The 17,187-nt window shown below is 40.7% G+C and carries 15 protein-coding genes and 1 tRNA gene; 12 read left to right on the top strand and 4 right to left on the bottom strand.

The genetic code is table 11. From position 1 onward, the window contains the following. Positions 1-181 precede the first annotated feature (181 nt). Positions 182-1,348 (top strand): acetyl-CoA C-acetyltransferase, encoded by a 1,167-nt coding sequence (locus tag AC5YCI_RS11780; RefSeq protein ID WP_496175555.1) that lies wholly within the window; start codon positions 182-184, stop codon positions 1,346-1,348. Between the two features lie 24 nt (positions 1,349-1,372). Here AC5YCI_RS11780 and AC5YCI_RS11775 read toward each other — a convergent pair whose 3' ends face one another. Continuing rightward, positions 1,373-1,990 carry a TetR/AcrR family transcriptional regulator gene (locus AC5YCI_RS11775; RefSeq protein ID WP_496130802.1) on the bottom strand — a complete coding sequence of 206 codons (618 nt, stop codon included), beginning with the start codon at positions 1,988-1,990 and terminating at the stop codon, positions 1,373-1,375. Between the two features lie 237 nt (positions 1,991-2,227). Here AC5YCI_RS11775 and AC5YCI_RS11770 point away from each other — a divergent pair, with 237 nt between their 5' ends. The 5 genes from AC5YCI_RS11770 to AC5YCI_RS11750 all read left to right on the top strand — a co-directional run bounded on the left by AC5YCI_RS11770 (position 2,228) and on the right by AC5YCI_RS11750 (position 8,756). Beyond that, a complete protein-coding gene (locus tag AC5YCI_RS11770) occupies positions 2,228-2,899 on the top strand; it encodes a GntR family transcriptional regulator (RefSeq protein WP_496130803.1) in 672 nt (223 codons plus the stop codon). 13 nt (positions 2,900-2,912) lie between these two features. Beyond that, positions 2,913-3,797: a methylisocitrate lyase gene (prpB, locus tag AC5YCI_RS11765; RefSeq protein WP_496130804.1), complete on the top strand. Its 885-nt coding sequence runs from the start codon at positions 2,913-2,915 to the stop codon at positions 3,795-3,797. A gap of 85 nt (positions 3,798-3,882) precedes the next feature. After that, the gene (gene prpC / locus AC5YCI_RS11760; protein ID WP_496130805.1) at positions 3,883-5,034 is read left to right on the top strand and encodes a bifunctional 2-methylcitrate synthase/citrate synthase; all 1,152 of its coding nucleotides are present in this window, start codon (positions 3,883-3,885) and stop codon (positions 5,032-5,034) included. Further along, on the top strand, positions 5,034-7,676 hold the full coding sequence (gene acnD / locus AC5YCI_RS11755; protein WP_496175554.1) for a Fe/S-dependent 2-methylisocitrate dehydratase AcnD: 2,643 nt from the start codon (positions 5,034-5,036) through the stop codon (positions 7,674-7,676). The genes prpC and acnD overlap by 1 nt, the downstream gene beginning before the upstream one ends. Positions 7,677-7,754: 78 nt before the next feature. Further along, positions 7,755-8,756, top strand: a complete 1,002-nt coding sequence (locus AC5YCI_RS11750) for a hypothetical protein (RefSeq protein ID WP_496175553.1) — start codon at positions 7,755-7,757, stop codon at positions 8,754-8,756. Between the two features lie 112 nt (positions 8,757-8,868). Here the strand turns inward: AC5YCI_RS11750 and AC5YCI_RS11745 are convergent, their stop codons facing one another. The 3 genes from AC5YCI_RS11745 to AC5YCI_RS11735 form a co-directional block, all read right to left on the bottom strand. Continuing rightward, positions 8,869-9,099 carry a hypothetical protein gene (locus tag AC5YCI_RS11745; RefSeq protein ID WP_122902499.1) on the bottom strand — a complete coding sequence of 77 codons (231 nt, stop codon included), beginning with the start codon at positions 9,097-9,099 and terminating at the stop codon, positions 8,869-8,871. Positions 9,100-9,340: 241 nt separating this feature from the next. After that, positions 9,341-9,417: transfer RNA gene (locus AC5YCI_RS11740), tRNA-Met, on the bottom strand. Positions 9,418-9,541: 124 nt separating this feature from the next. Further along, complete coding sequence (locus AC5YCI_RS11735) at positions 9,542-10,435, bottom strand: LysR family transcriptional regulator (protein WP_496175552.1); 894 nt, start codon at positions 10,433-10,435, stop codon at positions 9,542-9,544. Positions 10,436-10,585: 150 nt separating this feature from the next. On the opposite strand from AC5YCI_RS11735, the gene AC5YCI_RS11730 reads away from it, so the two are divergent. The 6 genes from AC5YCI_RS11730 to AC5YCI_RS11705 all read left to right on the top strand — a co-directional run. Beyond that, entirely contained in the window at positions 10,586-11,623 is a 1,038-nt protein-coding gene (locus AC5YCI_RS11730) for a cupin domain-containing protein (RefSeq protein ID WP_496130811.1), read from the top strand. 18 nt (positions 11,624-11,641) lie between these two features. Next, positions 11,642-12,859 carry a 3-hydroxybenzoate 6-monooxygenase gene (locus tag AC5YCI_RS11725; protein WP_496130812.1) on the top strand — a complete coding sequence of 406 codons (1,218 nt, stop codon included), beginning with the start codon at positions 11,642-11,644 and terminating at the stop codon, positions 12,857-12,859. Then, a complete protein-coding gene (maiA, locus tag AC5YCI_RS11720) occupies positions 12,856-13,494 on the top strand; it encodes a maleylacetoacetate isomerase (protein ID WP_496175551.1) in 639 nt (212 codons plus the stop codon). Before AC5YCI_RS11725 ends, maiA begins: the two co-directional genes overlap by 4 nt. Positions 13,495-13,528: 34 nt before the next feature. Beyond that, positions 13,529-14,233 (top strand): fumarylacetoacetate hydrolase family protein, encoded by a 705-nt coding sequence (locus AC5YCI_RS11715; RefSeq protein ID WP_496130814.1) that lies wholly within the window; start codon positions 13,529-13,531, stop codon positions 14,231-14,233. Positions 14,234-14,325: 92 nt separating this feature from the next. Next, complete coding sequence (locus AC5YCI_RS11710; RefSeq protein WP_496175550.1) at positions 14,326-15,678, top strand: MFS transporter; 1,353 nt, start codon at positions 14,326-14,328, stop codon at positions 15,676-15,678. Between the two features lie 577 nt (positions 15,679-16,255). Continuing rightward, the coding region (locus AC5YCI_RS11705) for a GA-like domain-containing protein (protein ID WP_496175549.1) at positions 16,256-17,187 on the top strand (932 nt) is incomplete at its 3' end.

The raw sequence follows: 17,187 nt of genomic DNA, 5'->3' as shown, positions 1-17,187 counted from the left end.
ATAACGCGTTTAAAATTTACGTTTGAAGCCAATGTAATGAGATCTAAAAAGATAATCCGAATCATCAAAACCTAAACCAAAAGCGACGCTGCAGTTCTAATATTTTTTTGAGTTTCGCAGCGAAACTTGAGAAATTATGTTATCTATACATGACAACAAAAAAATTGAACATGGGATAACAATGACAAGTGCATATATTGTAGAAGCGGTACGTAGTGCAGGTGGCCGTCGTAATGGAAAGTTAAGCGATATCCATGCAGCAGATTTAGGGGCTGATGTGATTAATGCTTTACTAGAACGTAATCAAATTGATCCCCATACGGTGGATGATGTGATCGTAGGCTGTGTGACTCAAGGTGGCGAACAAGCTTTTTCTTTTGCACGCAATGTTATTTTAGCCTCGCAATTACCACAACATATTCCAGGAGTAACCATTGACCGTCAGTGTGGCAGTTCACAACAAGCGATTCAATTCGCTGCGCAAGCGGTCATGTCAGGTACACAGGACGTTGTGATTGCTGCGGGTGTAGAAAGTATGAGCCGTGTGCCTATGTTTAGTAATATTCAATTGGCTGCTCAAGCTGGTTTAGCAGCAGATCCTTTAAGTGAACGGATTAAACAGCGTTTTGGGGTTAATGCATTTAGTCAATTTCAAGGCGCGGAAATCTTGGCAAAGAAATATGATTTAAGCCGTGAAGATCTGGATCAATATGCATTACAGAGTCATCAACGTGCGCAATATGCTATTGAACAGCAATTATTTGACTCTGAAATTGTGCCGATCCAATTGGCTGATGGTACATGGCATAGCCAAGATGAAGGTGTGCGCTTAGGGGCCACTTTAGAGGCAATTGCAAGTGTTAAGCCACTACAAGAAGAGGGCATAATTAGCGCGGCCAATGCCAGTCAAATTTGTGATGGTGCCAGTGCTGTATTGATTGTAAGTGAGCGTGCTTTAAAAGCATACGGGCTTACTCCTAAAGCTCGCATTATCAATTTAACGGTTACAGCAGGGGATCCAGTCATTATGCTAGAAGAGCCCATTTTTGCTACGCAAAGTGCGTTAAAAAAATCAGGCTTAAGTTTAAATGATATTGATCTGTTTGAGGTGAATGAAGCTTTTGCAAGCGTACCATTGGCATGGTTAAAGGTTTTAGAGGTAGACCCTGAAAAAGTGAATAAATTTGGTGGTGCAATTGCCTTAGGTCATCCTTTAGGTGCAAGTGGCACCAAACTTATGTCTACCTTATTACATGGTCTACAACGTGAAGGAAAGCGCTATGGTTTACAAACCATGTGTGAAGGCGGTGGTATGGCCAACGTAACGATTATTGAGGCCTATACCTAACCACGGCGAAAAATATTGCAAGGTTTAACGTGTAAGTAAACCTTGCATTAAAATATCAACCATCTGGGTGACCACCTCATTGGCGCTTAATTCACCATCGATACGATACCAATTGGCGGCACTGTTCATAGCACCGGTGAGCGTCACTGCCAGTAACTTAGCAGGATGTTGCTGGCTGATAGCACCTTCTTGCATGGCTTGTTGTAACATTTCAACAAAGGCTTGGTGCACTTGACGCTTTTGTGCATGTAGTTGAGTTTGTGCTTCGGCTGAAAGTACGTCATCAGGGGTTAAAATCACGCAACGGCCAAAATCATCCAAGATTCTTAAACCATATAAATATAAAAATTGGCGGATGCGTGTTGCGCCATCAAAATGTTGTTGTTGAACCTGCTGAGCGGCTTGTAATAAATGTGCGACACCCGCTTCTAAACAGGTCATTAAAATCTGTTCTTTATTGCCCAAATAGTGATAAATGGTCGGTTTGGAAATTTTCAAACTATGTGCCACTTCATCTAAAGACGTTGCATGAAAGCCTTTTTGGTTAAACATTTTAACTGCAGCTTGCATCAGCGCTTCGCGTTTGACCTGACGTTCAAGTTGTTTTTGTTCGGCGCTAATCAGTTGAAAATCAATATCCATATTCACTCATTATTCTGCTCATTCATTCTGATGTTAGCTTAAGTCAATACTGTTCTGCATAAAATGAACTCATGGGTCACGATCTTAAATAAGCAATAAGTGCTGAAAAATCACCTATTTTTATTATGCTTTAGTCTTAAAATTTAAAATTGTTGACAATCATTGTTGAAAAAAACATCTTTTCATCTTATTTTGAACATATATTCATCATATTGTTGACAATCTAGGCAAAACTGCATGGAAGCACTTTTAGACAAAACCCATAATCTTACGCTCACAGATCAACTTTTTGAAAAAATTCAGCATGCGATCATTTGTGGAGACTTGCCAGCAGGGAGCAAAATCTCTGAACCCGAGTTGGCGCGTATTTATGGAAGTAGTCGTGGTCCATTGCGTGAAGCCATTCATCGCTTAGAGGGGCAGAAATTAGTAGAACGCACGGCGCATGTGGGTGCACGCGTGGTATCGCTATCTACACAGCAACTCACTGAGCTGTATCAAATTCGCGAAAACCTTGAAGGGCTCGCTTGTCGTTTAGCAGCACAAAACATTGATAAAGAGCAAATTTTAGCCCTACGTGAAGTGTTGCGTTTGCATAGTGAAGACCCAAATTTTAAACAAGGTAAAGGTTACTATTTACAGCATGGTGATGATGATTTTCATTACTGCATCATTCGAAGTTGCGGTAATAAAATCTTAGAAAAAATGCTCTGCTATGAGCTTTATCATTTGATTCGTATGTATCGCATACAGTTTTCTAATACACCTAATCGTCCGCGCAAAGCATTAATGGAACATCTACACATTCTAGATGCAATTGCAGATGGCGATGGTGAATTGGCTGAGTTACTGATGCGTCGTCATATCGCAGCATCTTATCGCAACATTAAGAATAATATCGTTTTATAACAAGGAGAGACACATGTCACAACTTACAGCAGGTCAAAAATTCCGCGAAGCGGTTGCAACAGAACATCCACTTCAAGTCGTTGGTGCAATTAATGCCAACCATGCTTTGTTGGCAAAACGTGCCGGTTATAAAGCAATTTACTTGTCAGGTGGTGGTGTAGCAGCAGGTTCGTTAGGATTACCTGATTTAGGAATTAGTAATTTAGATGATGTGTTGACTGACGTACGCCGTATTACCGATGTATGTGATTTACCTTTACTAGTAGATGCTGACACAGGTTTTGGTGCCTCAGCGTTTAATATTGCTCGCACGACCAAATCTTTAATTAAATTTGGTGCAGCAGCGATGCATATCGAAGATCAAGTAGGGGCAAAACGTTGTGGCCACCGTCCTAATAAGGCAATTGTGACTCAGCAAGAAATGGTCGATCGTATTAAAGCAGCAGTCGATGCACGTACCGATTCTAGCTTTGTGATTATGGCACGTACCGATGCGTTGGCTGTAGAAGGCTTACAAGCAGCGATTGATCGTGCGGGTGCTTATATTGAGGCAGGTGCTGACATGCTATTCCCTGAAGCAATCACTGAACTAGAAATGTATCGTCAGTTTGCTCAAGCGACTAAAGCCCCTATTCTTGCCAATATTACTGAATTTGGTTCAACGCCATTATTTACTACACAAGAATTAGCATCTGCTGATGTCAGCCTCGCTTTATATCCATTGTCTGCATTCCGTGCTATGAATAAAGCGGCAGAAAATGTCTATAACACGCTACGTCAAGAAGGTACGCAAAAGAACGTGGTTGACACGATGCAAACCCGTCAAGAACTCTATGAACGTATCAATTACCATGCATTTGAACAATATTTAGATGCATCTTTTGTCAAAGCGAAATAAACTGTTATTTTTTAAGTCTAAAAATTACAACTGAAATAGTGCATGAAGCGCTGAGTAGCCCAAAGCCAAAATAAGGAAAATTAACATGACAAGTGCAGTTACAGCAATTAAACCAAAAAAATCAGTGGCATTAAGTGGTCAAGTCGCAGGTAATACTGCGCTATGTACCGTGGGTCGTAGCGGTAATGATCTGCATTACCGTGGCTATGACATTATGGACTTAGCAGGCCAATGTGAATTTGAAGAAGTCGCTTACCTCTTGGTGCATGGCAAATTGCCCAATCAAGCTGAATTAACCGCCTATAAAACAAAACTTAAAGCATTACGTGGTTTACCAGCAGGTTTAAAAACTGCTTTAGAACAATTGCCACCGTCAGCGCATCCAATGGACGTGATGCGTACTGGAGTATCGGTACTGGGTTGTTTACAACCAGAGCATGAGGACCATAACTACGCTGGTGCGCGTGATATTGCCGACAAATTGATGGCAAGCTTTGGTTCAATGTTGTTGTATTGGTATCACTTTAGCCATAATGGTCGTCGTATTGAAGTTGAAACACAAGATGATTCGATTGGCGCGCACTTCTTGCACTTACTACATGGCAAAGCCCCATCGCAAGATTGGATTGATGCAATGCATACCTCGTTAATTTTATATGCAGAGCATGAATTTAACGCTTCTACCTTTACGTCGCGTGTGATTGCGGGTACAGGTTCTGACATGTATTCAACCATTGCGGGTGCCATTGGTGCCTTACGTGGTCCAAAACATGGTGGTGCCAATGAAGTTGCTTTTGTTATTCAGCAACGCTATAACGATGCAGATGAAGCGGAAGCGGATATTCGCAAACGTGTTGAAAATAAAGAAGTCGTGATTGGTTTCGGTCACCCTGTCTATACCATTGCTGACCCACGTAATAACGTAATTAAGAAAGTGGCTTTAGATTTAGCTGAAGCGCAAAACAACAAAAAAATGTATCTCATCGCGGAACGTTTAGAAGCGGTGATGAAAGAAGTGAAAAACATGTTCCCGAACCTTGATTGGTTTAGTGCGGTGAGCTACCACTTAATGGGCGTACCAACAGCGATGTTTACCCCGTTATTTGTGATTGCACGTACTGCAGGTTGGGCAGCGCATGTGATCGAACAACGTCAAGACGGTAAAATTATCCGTCCAAGTGCGAATTATACTGGCCCAGAAGACTTAAAATTCAAACCATTGGCGGAGCGCGTTTAATGAATCAGCTGTACCGTAAACGCTTAGCGAATACCAATTTAGACTATTATGATGTACGCCAAGCAGTCGAAGACATTCAAGCGGGAAGCTATGCCAAACTGCCATACACTTCTAAGGTGTTAGCAGAGCAATTGGTGCGCCGCGCTGAACCTGAACAATTGACGGCTTTTTTAACCCAGTTAATTGAAAATCGTCAAGATTTAGACTTTCCTTGGTATCCAGCACGTGTCGTGTGTCACGATATTTTAGGTCAAACTGCACTGGTCGATCTTGCGGGTTTACGTGACGCGATTGCCGACAAAGGCGGTGATCCTGCCAAAGTTAACCCAGTGGTACCGACTCAGCTGATTGTCGATCACTCATTGGCGGTGGAATATGGCGGTTTTGATCCTGACGCGTTTGAAAAAAATCGTGCCGTAGAAGATCGTCGTAACGAAGACCGTTTCCATTTTATTGAGTGGACCAAAACCGCTTTTGAAAACGTCGATGTCATTCCTGCGGGTAATGGCATCATGCACCAAATTAACTTGGAAAAGATGTCTCCAGTGGTGCAAAACCGTGATGGCGTGGCTTATCCAGACACTTGTGTGGGCACAGACTCACACACGCCACATACCGATGCGTTAGGCGTGATTTCAATTGGTGTGGGCGGACTTGAAGCTGAAAATGTAATGTTAGGCCGTGCTTCTTGGATGCGTGTACCAGATATCATTGGTGTTGAACTCGTTGGTCAACGTCAAGCCGGCATTACTGCAACCGATATTGTATTAGCCTTAACTGAATTTTTACGTCAAGAACGTGTCGTAGGTGCCTATTTAGAATTCTTTGGTGAAGGTGCTGACAGTATGTCTGTGGGTGACCGTGCCACGATTTCTAATATGACGCCTGAATATGGTGCCACGGCTGCGATGTTTTACATCGACCAAAACACCATTGACTATTTAACGCTCACTGGTCGTGAAGCTGAACAAGTGCAATTGGTTGAAACCTATGCCAAAGAAATTGGTCTTTGGGCAGCCGATATGACTGAGGCACACTATCCACGCGTCTTACGTTTTGATTTATCGCAAGTGACACGTAATATTGCAGGGCCATCAAACCCGCATGCGCGTGTATCAACCAGCGATTTAAAAGCCAAAGGCATTGCAGGTAATTTAGACGTAGCGCGCGCACAAGAAGCAGAAGGTTTAATGCCAGATGGCGCAGTGATTATTGCCGCGATTACCTCATGTACCAATACCTCAAACCCACGTAATACGGTGGCGGCAGGTTTATTGGCACGTAAAGCCAATGAACTGGGCTTAACCCGTAAGCCTTGGGTAAAATCATCTTTTGCACCGGGGTCTAAAGCAGCAGCACTGTATTTAGAAGAAGCGGGTGTACTTGAAGATTTAGAAAAGCTTGGCTTTGGTATTGTGGCTTATGCCTGCACCACCTGTAACGGCATGTCAGGCGCATTAGATCCAGTGATTCAACAAGAAATCATTGATCGCGACTTATATGCGACTGCAGTGTTATCAGGTAACCGTAACTTTGACGGTCGTATCCATCCATACGCTAAACAAGCCTTCTTGGCATCGCCACCACTGGTCGTTGCCTATGCAATTGCTGGTACGATTCGTTTTGATATTGAAACCGACTCACTAGGTAATGATAAAGACGGTAATCCAATTTATCTCAAAGATATTTGGCCATCGGATGCAGAAATTGACGCTTTGGTGAAAGAGGCAGTGAAACCTGAGCAGTTTAAGAAAGTCTATATCCCAATGTTTGATTTAGGCAAAGCGGAAAAATCAGCAAGTCCGTTATATGACTGGCGTCCGCAAAGTACTTATATTCGTCGTCCGCCATATTGGGAAGGCGCACTCGCTGCACCGCGTACTTTAGCCAATATGCGTCCATTGGCGATTTTAGGCGATAACATCACCACGGATCATTTATCACCATCCAATGCGATTGTGTTAGATTCTGCGGCAGGTGAGTACTTAGCTAAAATGGGCTTGCCTGAAGAAGACTTTAACTCATACGCAACCCACCGTGGTGATCATTTAACGGCACAGCGTGCAACATTGGCCAACCCGAAGCTATATAACGAAATGGTCGTGCGTTCTGACGGTACCATTAAGCAAGGTTCTAAAGCGCGTGTGGAGCCAGAAGGCGAAGTGATGCGTATGTGGGAAGCGATTGAAACCTACATGAACCGTAAGCAGCCTTTAATTGTGATCGCGGGTAAAGATTACGGTCAAGGTTCAAGCCGTGACTGGGCAGCCAAAGGCGTACGTTTAGCGGGTGTAGAAGCCATTGTTGCTGAAGGTTTTGAACGTATTCACCGTACCAATTTGGTGGGTATGGGCGTATTACCGCTTGAGTTTAAAGCCGGTACAGACCGTCAAACTTTAGGTTTAGATGGTACTGAGCTATATAGCGTGATTGGTAATATTGCACCGCGTTCGACTTTAACGTTGGTGATTGAACGTGCAACTGTTGATGGTAAAAATGAAATTGTGGAAGTGCCTGTAACGTGCCGTTTAGATACAGAAGAAGAAGTGTCTGTATATGAAGCGGGTGGGGTATTACAACGTTTTGCACAAGACTTTTTAGAAGCCAATGAAGCAACCGAGTCGACTGAGGCAATTGCTTAAGACTTTTGACTAAAGTGATTGAAATTGTTTAAAAAAAGCCCTACCGTAAGGTGGGGTTTTTTATTTGGATAATTAAAAATGTACGAAGAGCGCTATGCAAAAGCAATTTCTTTAGGATATAAATTTTTAGAAGAAGATGATAATGGTGGGGCTGTTTACGTTAAAAACGGACTAAAATGGATTGAGAACTATGCTGACCTTGCAGATAAATTACAACAAGAACAACCCTTGTCATTTGACGATTTAGAATGTAAGTATGGTTATAATATTGATGATTACTTTTTTTATAATTTTAATGGGGGTGATGAACACCCAGATAATATTAGCTTAGAACGCCAAATAAAATGGATCAATGCCAATTTAGCCAATTTCGTTAATATTTTTACCGAGAATGTGAATGAAGAAATTTTAAAAGGGAAAGATTATAAATCCTATAAAATTGTTAATTCTGAAAGTATCCCTTATGTATTATTAGTTTACGATGAAAAAGATGGCGATGAGCTATATACGATTTTGGATAATTCTACTCAATTTGTAAAAATAAGTATTAAAAGAGCATTAGCACAAGGTTATCAATATAAAAAGTCTGATAACTATAGCTCAAAGTATCCATTTATGTTTCGTGAGTCAGATAATACTAAGTGGATTCATACAATCGATGGATTAATAAGTAGGTTGGGTATTAATTCATTAGGAGGTCTTATTACAGAGGGATATAATGTTGACGACTATTATGAATATAATAACGATGATGTAAATGATCCAAGATATCTAGAATGGAAAGAGAGAAAAGACTTACTATCCCAGATTACTCAACAAGTTCTAGACCTTGTCGAACAGCCACAGCCGACAAAGGATCAAGTAACATATATTTTAGATTGCTACATTCAAAAGCAATATCCAAAAGTGAAATTTTATGGGTGCCAATTAAAGAATATAGTATTAGACATTATGATAAGAAAATATGAAAAATTATTTCCAATTGAAGAAAATTCGCTTATATTCGATTTAGAGCTGCAATATCTTCAATATTTAAGAAAAAAAAATTTAGCACCTAAACTAAAATTGGATGATATATAACTAGATTGAACTTTTAGACTGCAGTATTTAATCAATAAAATATTATCTAACTAAATAAAAATAGGCTGATTAGACTAAAAAAATAAAAAACCGCCTTTCAGCGGTTTTTTATTTAGCAGACACGGCGTTCTAATTTAAACATTTCGTTTAAACCCGTATAAAAACTACGACCATCTAAATTCAGTTCAATTTCTGTACCTGAAGCAAGTAAAACCTTTTTACCGACTTCAACCCATTTAAAACCATCATTTGTATTTTGACGCTTCTTATTTGCGATTAACGAAACAATAATTTCATGACCATTTACAGATTTTGCAATTAAATTTTCAGTTTGCTTTAACATATATATACCAATAACTTTTTACAGCGCGATAACTTGGCGCTTAAATATTTTTAAAATTCAAATAATTCAATACTTGACTTGATTTTAACAGAACATACAACGATCTAAATGAAAGATTTAGATACAAGGAGATTAATAGGCAGTTAATCTAGAAGAGGTCTAAAACGACTTAAAATATATGTTTTGTTATTGTGATAATAAACTACATATCTCATGTAGTCAGGTGCATCACTTTTCTCGTTGGTAGCGGGAGCTGGATTTGAACCAACGACCTTCGGGTTATGAGCCCGACGAGCTACCAGACTGCTCCATCCCGCATCAACGAAGTCACTTTATACGCCTAATATTCATTAAATGCAAATTTATTTGCCCTTTTTGCATTTTTTTTCATAAAAGGTGTAATTTTTAAGCGATTGACTTCTTTAAAACCAAAATATGCTGCTTATAGGTTAGAAAACAATTCGAAGCATAAACGGCGTAGCCATTGATTGCCTGGATTTTGATGTACACGTGAATGCCAGTGCTGTTTCACCCCATATTCAGGGAAATCATAGGGCAATTTTAAAATATTCAAATGCCCACGTGATAAGAGTACGTTACTTAAATAGTTTGGGATCGTTGCAATTGCATCGGTCTCTTGCACCACTAAGCCAACGCCTAAATAACTGGGCAAACGCACCAAGATATTACGTTTAATGCCGAGCTTTTGTAATTCATGCTCAACCACGTAATGTCCACCAGTGGCCAAAATATCAATATGTAATTCACTGGCAAATTGTTCTGAACTGAGAGTGTCACCGGTTAGCCGTGGATGATTTGCATTGGCCACTACAACGTAGTGCTGCTTAAAAAGCGTCTGCTGATAAAAGCCTGCTTCAAGCTGTGGCAAGAAGCCAATGGCAAGATCAATTTCTCCAGAAGCCATTAACGCTTGGGTTTGTGTATCAATTGGAACAATATTTAAACGAATATAAGGTGAATGTTCACGTAAGTAATTAATCAGCTTTGGCAATAAGACTAAATGACTAATGTCCGTCATACTAATATTAAACTGATGACTCGAAGTTTTCGGATCAAAAGCTAGGTTAAAGTCATTAATACTTTGTAAACGGGTTAAAACGTCATGCACCTCTGGAAATATATTATTAGATAAATCAGTTGGTTGCATGTTGTTCCCAATCCGAACAAACAAAGGATCATGAAAATGCTCACGCAATTTATTTAAACCAATACTCACCGTAGGTTGGCCAATCCCCAGTTCAATTGAAGCCTTAGAAACGCTTTGATGCTTGTAGATCGCATGAAAAATATTCAATAAGCGTGTATCAATGTCCATATTTTGCCCAAATTTTCTGTATTGATTTTATCAATACAGGGTATTGTGATTTGCTTATAGATTCAAGCAGATTCGATTGTTAAATTAATTTCAACGAACGAACACAACAACGCCGGAGAGTGTTGTTAATCACAATCTAGAGGACATGCGATGGAACAGCTCGCCACATTAGCAGACTTACCAACTCGCTATATTGATGATTTAAAGCAAAGTAACTTAGTGCCATTATGGCCAAGTTTACGTAACGTTTTACCACCGGTAAAACCGATTCCAAATACACAAAGTATTGTTTGGAAATACAATGAAATTAAGCCTTTATTATTAGAGGCTGGTGAGCTAACGCCAATTGAGAAAGCAGAGCGTCGTGTCTTGGTATTGGCCAATCCTGGCCACGGCCTAGAAAACATGCGTGCCACTTCAGTGATTTATTTAGGGATGCAATTACTGTTACCCAATGAGTGGGCGCCTGCACATCGTCATACACCAAATGCGGTACGTTTGATTGTTGAAGGTGAAAAAGCCTATACCACCGTTGAAGGTAAAAAATGCCCAATGGAAAAAGGCGATTTGATTTTGACCCCATCTGGCTTATGGCATGAACATGGCCATGACGGTGATGAACCTGTGATTTGGTTAGATGTATTGGACTTACCGCTGGTCTACTATATGGAAGCATCATTTGTTGAAGGTGGTGATTGCCAGCCGATCCAACGTGTTGAAAATAAACCACGTTATGCAGCAGGCTTAGTGCCGACAGTACAGCATATCCGTGGCGAACAAAATTACCCAATGTTGCGTTACCCATGGTCAGATGCCAAACAGTTACTGATTGATTTAGCAGCTGAAAATACTGCTGGCCCAGTACAAGTAGCTTATGTCAATCCTGAAACGGGTGAAGATTGCCAAAAAATTATTGGTTATTCAGCACTGATGGTGCGTCCTGGTGAGAAAGTGCAATTAGAACCACGCTCTGCTGCCATGGTGTTCCATGTGATTGAAGGTGAAACCAGCATTACCATTGATGGCAAAGCCTCACATTTAGATACAGCAGATACCGCATGTGCACCTTGTTTTGCACACATTGATTTAATCAATAACTCACAGACAGCATGTTTCTTATTTATTGCCGATGAAGCACCAATTCAAAAGAAACTTGGTCTGTACTCAACTCGACCACGTGGCGAATAGTTTTTAAGGATGAACGACATGTCAAATCAAATGCCTATTTTAATTGCCGGGGGCGGTATTGGTGGTTTTGCAGCTGCACTTGCGTTAGCAAAACGTGGTTTTAAAATTAAAGTTTTAGAGCAAGCACCACAAATTGGTGAAATTGGTGCAGGTATTCAGCTCGGTCCAAATGCATTTAACGCTTTTGATGCCTTAGGCATTGGTGATCGTGCCCGTGCCCGTGCAGTCTACACCGATTATATGGTGATGCATGACGCATTGGATGAATACCAAGTGGGCCGCATCGAAACTGATGACAAATTTATTCAGCGTTTTGGTAATCCGTATGCGGTGATTCACCGTGCTGATATTCATGGCTCATTGGTTGAAGGTGCCCAAGAGATTGGAGATATCGAAATCATTACTGACTGCCGTATTGTCAGTGTGGATCAAGATGCAGATAGCGTGACTGTGATTGACCATAAAGGTAACACTTACATTGGGCAGGCACTCATTGGTGCAGATGGGGTGAAATCAATCGTACGTGAAAAATACGTGGGTGATCCTGCTTTAGTTACAGGCCATGTGGTGTATCGTGCCGTAGTACCTAAGGCCGAATTCCCAGAAAACCTACAATGGAATGCAGCCAGCATTTGGGTCGGGCCAAACTGTCACTTAGTCCATTATCCACTCCGTGGCGGTGAAGAGTACAACGTAGTGGTGACCTTCCATAGCCGCGAACAAGAAGAGTGGGGTGTCAAAGACGGCTCTAAAGAAGAAGTATTGTCTTACTTCCAAGGCATTTGTCCGAAAGCACGTCAGTTAATTGAGTTGCCAAAATCATGGCGCCGCTGGGCCACTGCCGATCGTGAACCGATTGATCAATGGACCTATGGCCGTATTACCTTATTAGGCGATGCTGCGCACCCAACCACGCAATATATGGCACAAGGTGCATGTATGGCGATGGAGGATGCAGTAACTTTAGGTGAAGCATTACGTGTAACCGATAATAATATCGCAGCAGCATTTGATATCTATCAACGCGCTCGAGTGGCACGTACCGCGCGTATTGTGTTGTCATCGCGTGAAATGGGCAAACTTTACCATGCTAAAGGCGTACAACGTATGGTACGTAATGATTTATGGCGTGGTCGTCAAAGCCAAGATTTTTACAATGCGATGGCGTGGTTATACGACTGGAATGTAGAGAATTGCCTCGACGCAGCCAAAAACTATACGGGGACTGCCGCATGAAAATGTATGGTTTTTTCCGGAGCGGTACCTCACACCGTACCCGTATTGTTTTAAATCTTAAACAGATTAGCTATGAACTACTGCCGATCTCACTCATGAAAAATGAGCATAAAAACGCTGCGTTTCAAGCCATTAACCCACAAGGTTTTGTGCCTGTATTGGCCATCAATGACCAATTGCTCATTCAAAGTCCAGCCATTATTGAATGGTTAGAAGAAACTCACCCGGAACATCCATTGCTACCAAGTGATGCGATTGGACGTGCCAAAGTACGTGCCTTAGCGGCTGTGGTGGGCTGTGATATTCATCCAATTAATAACAAACGGATTTTGGAATATCTACGCAACACCTTAAAGCTCGATGACGCACAAGTACAAAGCTGGTGCCAACACTGGATTGATGAAGGTTTTACTGCACTAGAAACACTTTTGGCAGCAGATCCAAACCGCGGTGATTTTTGCTATGGCAATCAACCCACCCTTGCTGATGCCTATTTGATTCCGCAAGTGGATTCATCAAAACGCTTTAAAGTGGATATGAGCAAATATCCAAATATTCAAAAAATTTATGATGCATGTATGGCCTTGCCTGCGTTCCAAGCAGCTGCGCCAATGAATCAACCCGATGCTGCTTAAGCACAACTGAATCAATATACTTAAGGAAAGAAACATGAGTTTCGTATTTAACCCAATGCCAATCGTCGGTCTACCTGTTAAAGATACAGACGCGTTATTCCCAGTACGTCGTGTTTACTGCGTCGGTCGTAACTATGCTGCACATGCACGTGAAATGGGCTTTGATCCAGATCGTGAACCACCATTTTTCTTCTGTAAGCCAAACGACCCAGAATCAATCGTGCCGGTTCCTGCAGGTGAAGAAGTGACGATTCCATATCCAACACAAACCTCTAACTATCACTATGAAATCGAATTAGTGGTGGCCATTGGTAAAGATGGTAAAAACATCTCCGTTGAAGAAGCAGCTGAATATGTATTTGGTTATGCAGTAGGTTTAGATATGACTCGTCGTGACCTACAAATGGCGCACCGTGAGAAAGGTCGTCCCTGGGAAGTGGGCAAGGCATTCGATTACTCAGCTCCTGTGGGTTTGATTCATACCATTGAGCAAACTGGTGAAATTACATCAGGTGACATTCATTTAACGGTAAATGGTGAAACCAAACAACGTAGTGATTTAACACACTTACTTTGGAATGTTGCAGAAACCATCGCGAATCTTTCAACATTGTTTGAATTAAAAGCGGGTGATTTAATCTTTACAGGTACACCAGAAGGGGTAGGCGCAGTGGTTCGTGGTGACCAGATGCGTGCAGAAGTCGCAGGCTTAACAGGCATCACGGTAAATGTTGCCTAAAGCGCTTTGATTGAAATGCCCTCAAGTCACCTTGGGGGCATTTTTCGCAAGGGATGCATAGCGTCGCGTCACGACGAGAAAGGAGAGATGTCATGTCTCAAAATCAACAGATAGATGTACAAAATTTTATTGATCAAAATCCGCTATCGCGCTCACAAAAGCTGATTATGTGGTTATGCTTTTTGATTGTTGCGATTGACGGCTTTGATACAGCGGCTGTTGGCTTTATTGCCCCAGCATTAAAAGCCGAATGGGCATTAACAGCAACAGATTTGGCCCCTTTATTTGGTGCAGGCTTATTTGGCTTAATGGCAGGTGCTTTAGTCTTTGGTCCACTTGCAGATAAATTTGGTCGAAAACCCATTTTAGTGGGCTCTGTGATTCTATTTGGCTTAGCGAGTTTAATTAGTGCTTTTACTACAGACCTACAATCTTTAGTGATTTGGCGCTTTATTACCGGTTTAGGTCTTGGCGGCGCAATGCCCAATGCCATTACTTTAACGTCAGAATATAGCCCAACTAGACGTCGTTCGAGTTTAGTGACTTTAATGTTCTGTGGTTTTACTATTGGTTCGGCTTTAGGTGGTATTGCATCAGCACAATTACTTCCCCATATTGGTTGGCATGGTATTTTAATGATTGGTGGTATTTTACCATTACTCACAGTGCCTTTTTTAATGTGGTTATTACCTGAGTCACTACGTTTTATGGTGCTTAAAAATCATGCACAACATAAAATCGAACGTGTCATGCAACGTATTGCACCGCATATAAAGCAACTACCTAGTTTATCACCAGGCAGTAACGAAGTTAAAAACGTCGGCATTAAAGAATTGTTTAGCCGTCAATATGCCTTAGGCACGATTTTAATCTGGTGTACTTTCTTCATGAGCTTGCTGATTATTTATATGATCTCAAGCTGGATGCCAACCCTATTAACCAATGAAGGCTTCAACTTAGTCAATGCTTCATGGCTCACCTCAATTTTCCAAATTGGTGGAACGATTGGTGCAATCGTGATTGGGATGTGCATGGACAAAGTTGATCCTGCTAAAGTGCTCAGTTTCGTTTACGTGTTAGGCGGAGCTTTCCTCATTTGCTTAGGCTTAGGTATTGAACAAGGGAATCTATTGCTCTTGATGCTTGCCATGTTTGGTGTAGGTGTGGGTATTAGTGGTTCTCAAGTTGGTGTTAATGCTTTTACTTCAGGTTTTTATCCAACTCATTGCCGTGCAACAGGGGTAAGTTGGGCCAATGCTGTTGGTCGTTCAGGCTCGGTCATTGGTTCGGTGATTGGCGGATGGTTAATGTCACTCAATCTATCAAGCTTTGAAATTATGTCTGTTCTGGCTATTCCAGCTTTCTTTGCTGCTTTTGCGTTATTTATGATTAAACGTCTGAAACAAAAAGAGCAGAGCTTACATCTTAATGTTGTAAAGAGTTAAATTAACTTTTGCAATTAAAAAGCTCGCAATTGCGGGCTTTTTAATTTGAGATATAATTTGTTTATATTTTGGAAAATGTGATATTTGGCACGATTTATTGAAATAAATTGTCATTACAATAAGAGAAAAATATTAAACTTATAATAACAAAAAGCTGAAATTTATTATAAGCATGATCTTTATAAATCAAATATTTAAATTTCTATATATAGTATATTAGAATAAGCTAGGCAAAGAATTTGTAGAATTATTGTAATTAATTCAATAACTAATAATACTTTGATACATTTATAATACAAAACTGTATTATTTAATAAGTAAGTGAATTGTAATTGAATTTAACTAATTGTGTAAAAAAATGTTTTTTACAAAAAACAATAATTAGCTAAGCTTATGATTGTATGTATAAAAAATAATAAAGCATAAAGAGTTTAGTTTTTAATCTTTTAAAGATTGGATTACAGAATATATAGTATTGATGCTAGTTGGCAAAAAAATAAAATGGAACTCAATATAGTATTTATATTGGTCATTTAAAATAAGTCTAAATTATTCAAAATAAAGAGGTTTACCAATTATGGCTCAGCTCTCTGTTGTAGCAAAGGAGAGTCATCAGACCTTACAGTCCGGTGAGTCCTCCCAAATATCCCTGAGTGAAAACTCAGTCGTCTTAGTTAATGTACCGAGAGAACAAGTTGCTTCAATCGTACGACAAGGGAATTCTGCGGTAATTACATTAAAAGATGGTGAAGTTATCGTTATTGATAATTTCTTTTCTTTTCCAGATAACACAATTGTGTTTACAAGCGATTCGGGCGAACTTTATCGTGTCGAATTTAGCAATCAAGATGGCGTACTCGATAGCCTAAGATATTATTTGGTTGAAGAACAAAATATTCAACCACTACTCTATGGTGATGATTTTGTCGGTGCATACATCTGGCCATGGGCGCTAGGTGCCTTGGCAGTCGGTGGTTTAATTGCTGTAGCAGCTGATGATGATAAGAAAGAATCAAATCGTGATTTAGATACAGCTAAAGAATTAGTGAAAGATGCAGAAGACAAACATCAAGCAGCAAAAGATATCATCGCTGATGCGCAAGAAGATGGTCTAATCACACCTGAAGAGCAACAAGCGATTCAAGATGCAGTTGATGCAGCGAAAGATGCAGAAGACGCAGCTCAAGATGCGGTCAATAACCTACCTGAGAGTGAAGACAAGTCTGGTCTACAAGATCGTCTAGATGAACTAGATGACCTTGTGGTACCGCCAGTTAATGACCAAGATGGCAATGGTAAAGATGATGCGATTGATGAAGCTGAAGCACTTGTAAAAGATGCAGAAGACAAACATCAAGCAGCAGAAGACATCATCGCTGATGCGCAAGAAGATGGTCTAATCACACCTGAAGAGCAACAAGCGATTCAAGATGCAGTTGATGCAGCGAAAGATGCAGAAGACGCAGCTCAAGATGCGGTCAATAACCTACCTGAGAGTGAAGACAAGTC

The organism is Acinetobacter sp. CY17 (genome assembly GCF_059515825.1).
This window is presented reverse-complemented; position numbering and strand designations above follow the sequence as displayed.

Coding starts and splice junctions, on each gene's coding strand:
- AC5YCI_RS11780 (WP_496175555.1), top strand. CDS start 182: ATGACAAGTGCATATATTGTAGAAGCGGTACGTAGTGCAGGTGGCCGT.
- AC5YCI_RS11775 (WP_496130802.1), bottom strand. CDS start 1,990: ATGGATATTGATTTTCAACTGATTAGCGCCGAACAAAAACAACTTGAA.
- AC5YCI_RS11770 (WP_496130803.1), top strand. CDS start 2,228: ATGGAAGCACTTTTAGACAAAACCCATAATCTTACGCTCACAGATCAA.
- prpB (WP_496130804.1), top strand. CDS start 2,913: ATGTCACAACTTACAGCAGGTCAAAAATTCCGCGAAGCGGTTGCAACA.
- prpC (WP_496130805.1), top strand. CDS start 3,883: ATGACAAGTGCAGTTACAGCAATTAAACCAAAAAAATCAGTGGCATTA.
- acnD (WP_496175554.1), top strand. CDS start 5,034: ATGAATCAGCTGTACCGTAAACGCTTAGCGAATACCAATTTAGACTAT.
- AC5YCI_RS11750 (WP_496175553.1), top strand. CDS start 7,755: ATGTACGAAGAGCGCTATGCAAAAGCAATTTCTTTAGGATATAAATTT.
- AC5YCI_RS11745 (WP_122902499.1), bottom strand. CDS start 9,099: ATGTTAAAGCAAACTGAAAATTTAATTGCAAAATCTGTAAATGGTCAT.
- AC5YCI_RS11735 (WP_496175552.1), bottom strand. CDS start 10,435: ATGGACATTGATACACGCTTATTGAATATTTTTCATGCGATCTACAAG.
- AC5YCI_RS11730 (WP_496130811.1), top strand. CDS start 10,586: ATGGAACAGCTCGCCACATTAGCAGACTTACCAACTCGCTATATTGAT.
- AC5YCI_RS11725 (WP_496130812.1), top strand. CDS start 11,642: ATGTCAAATCAAATGCCTATTTTAATTGCCGGGGGCGGTATTGGTGGT.
- maiA (WP_496175551.1), top strand. CDS start 12,856: ATGAAAATGTATGGTTTTTTCCGGAGCGGTACCTCACACCGTACCCGT.
- AC5YCI_RS11715 (WP_496130814.1), top strand. CDS start 13,529: ATGAGTTTCGTATTTAACCCAATGCCAATCGTCGGTCTACCTGTTAAA.
- AC5YCI_RS11710 (WP_496175550.1), top strand. CDS start 14,326: ATGTCTCAAAATCAACAGATAGATGTACAAAATTTTATTGATCAAAAT.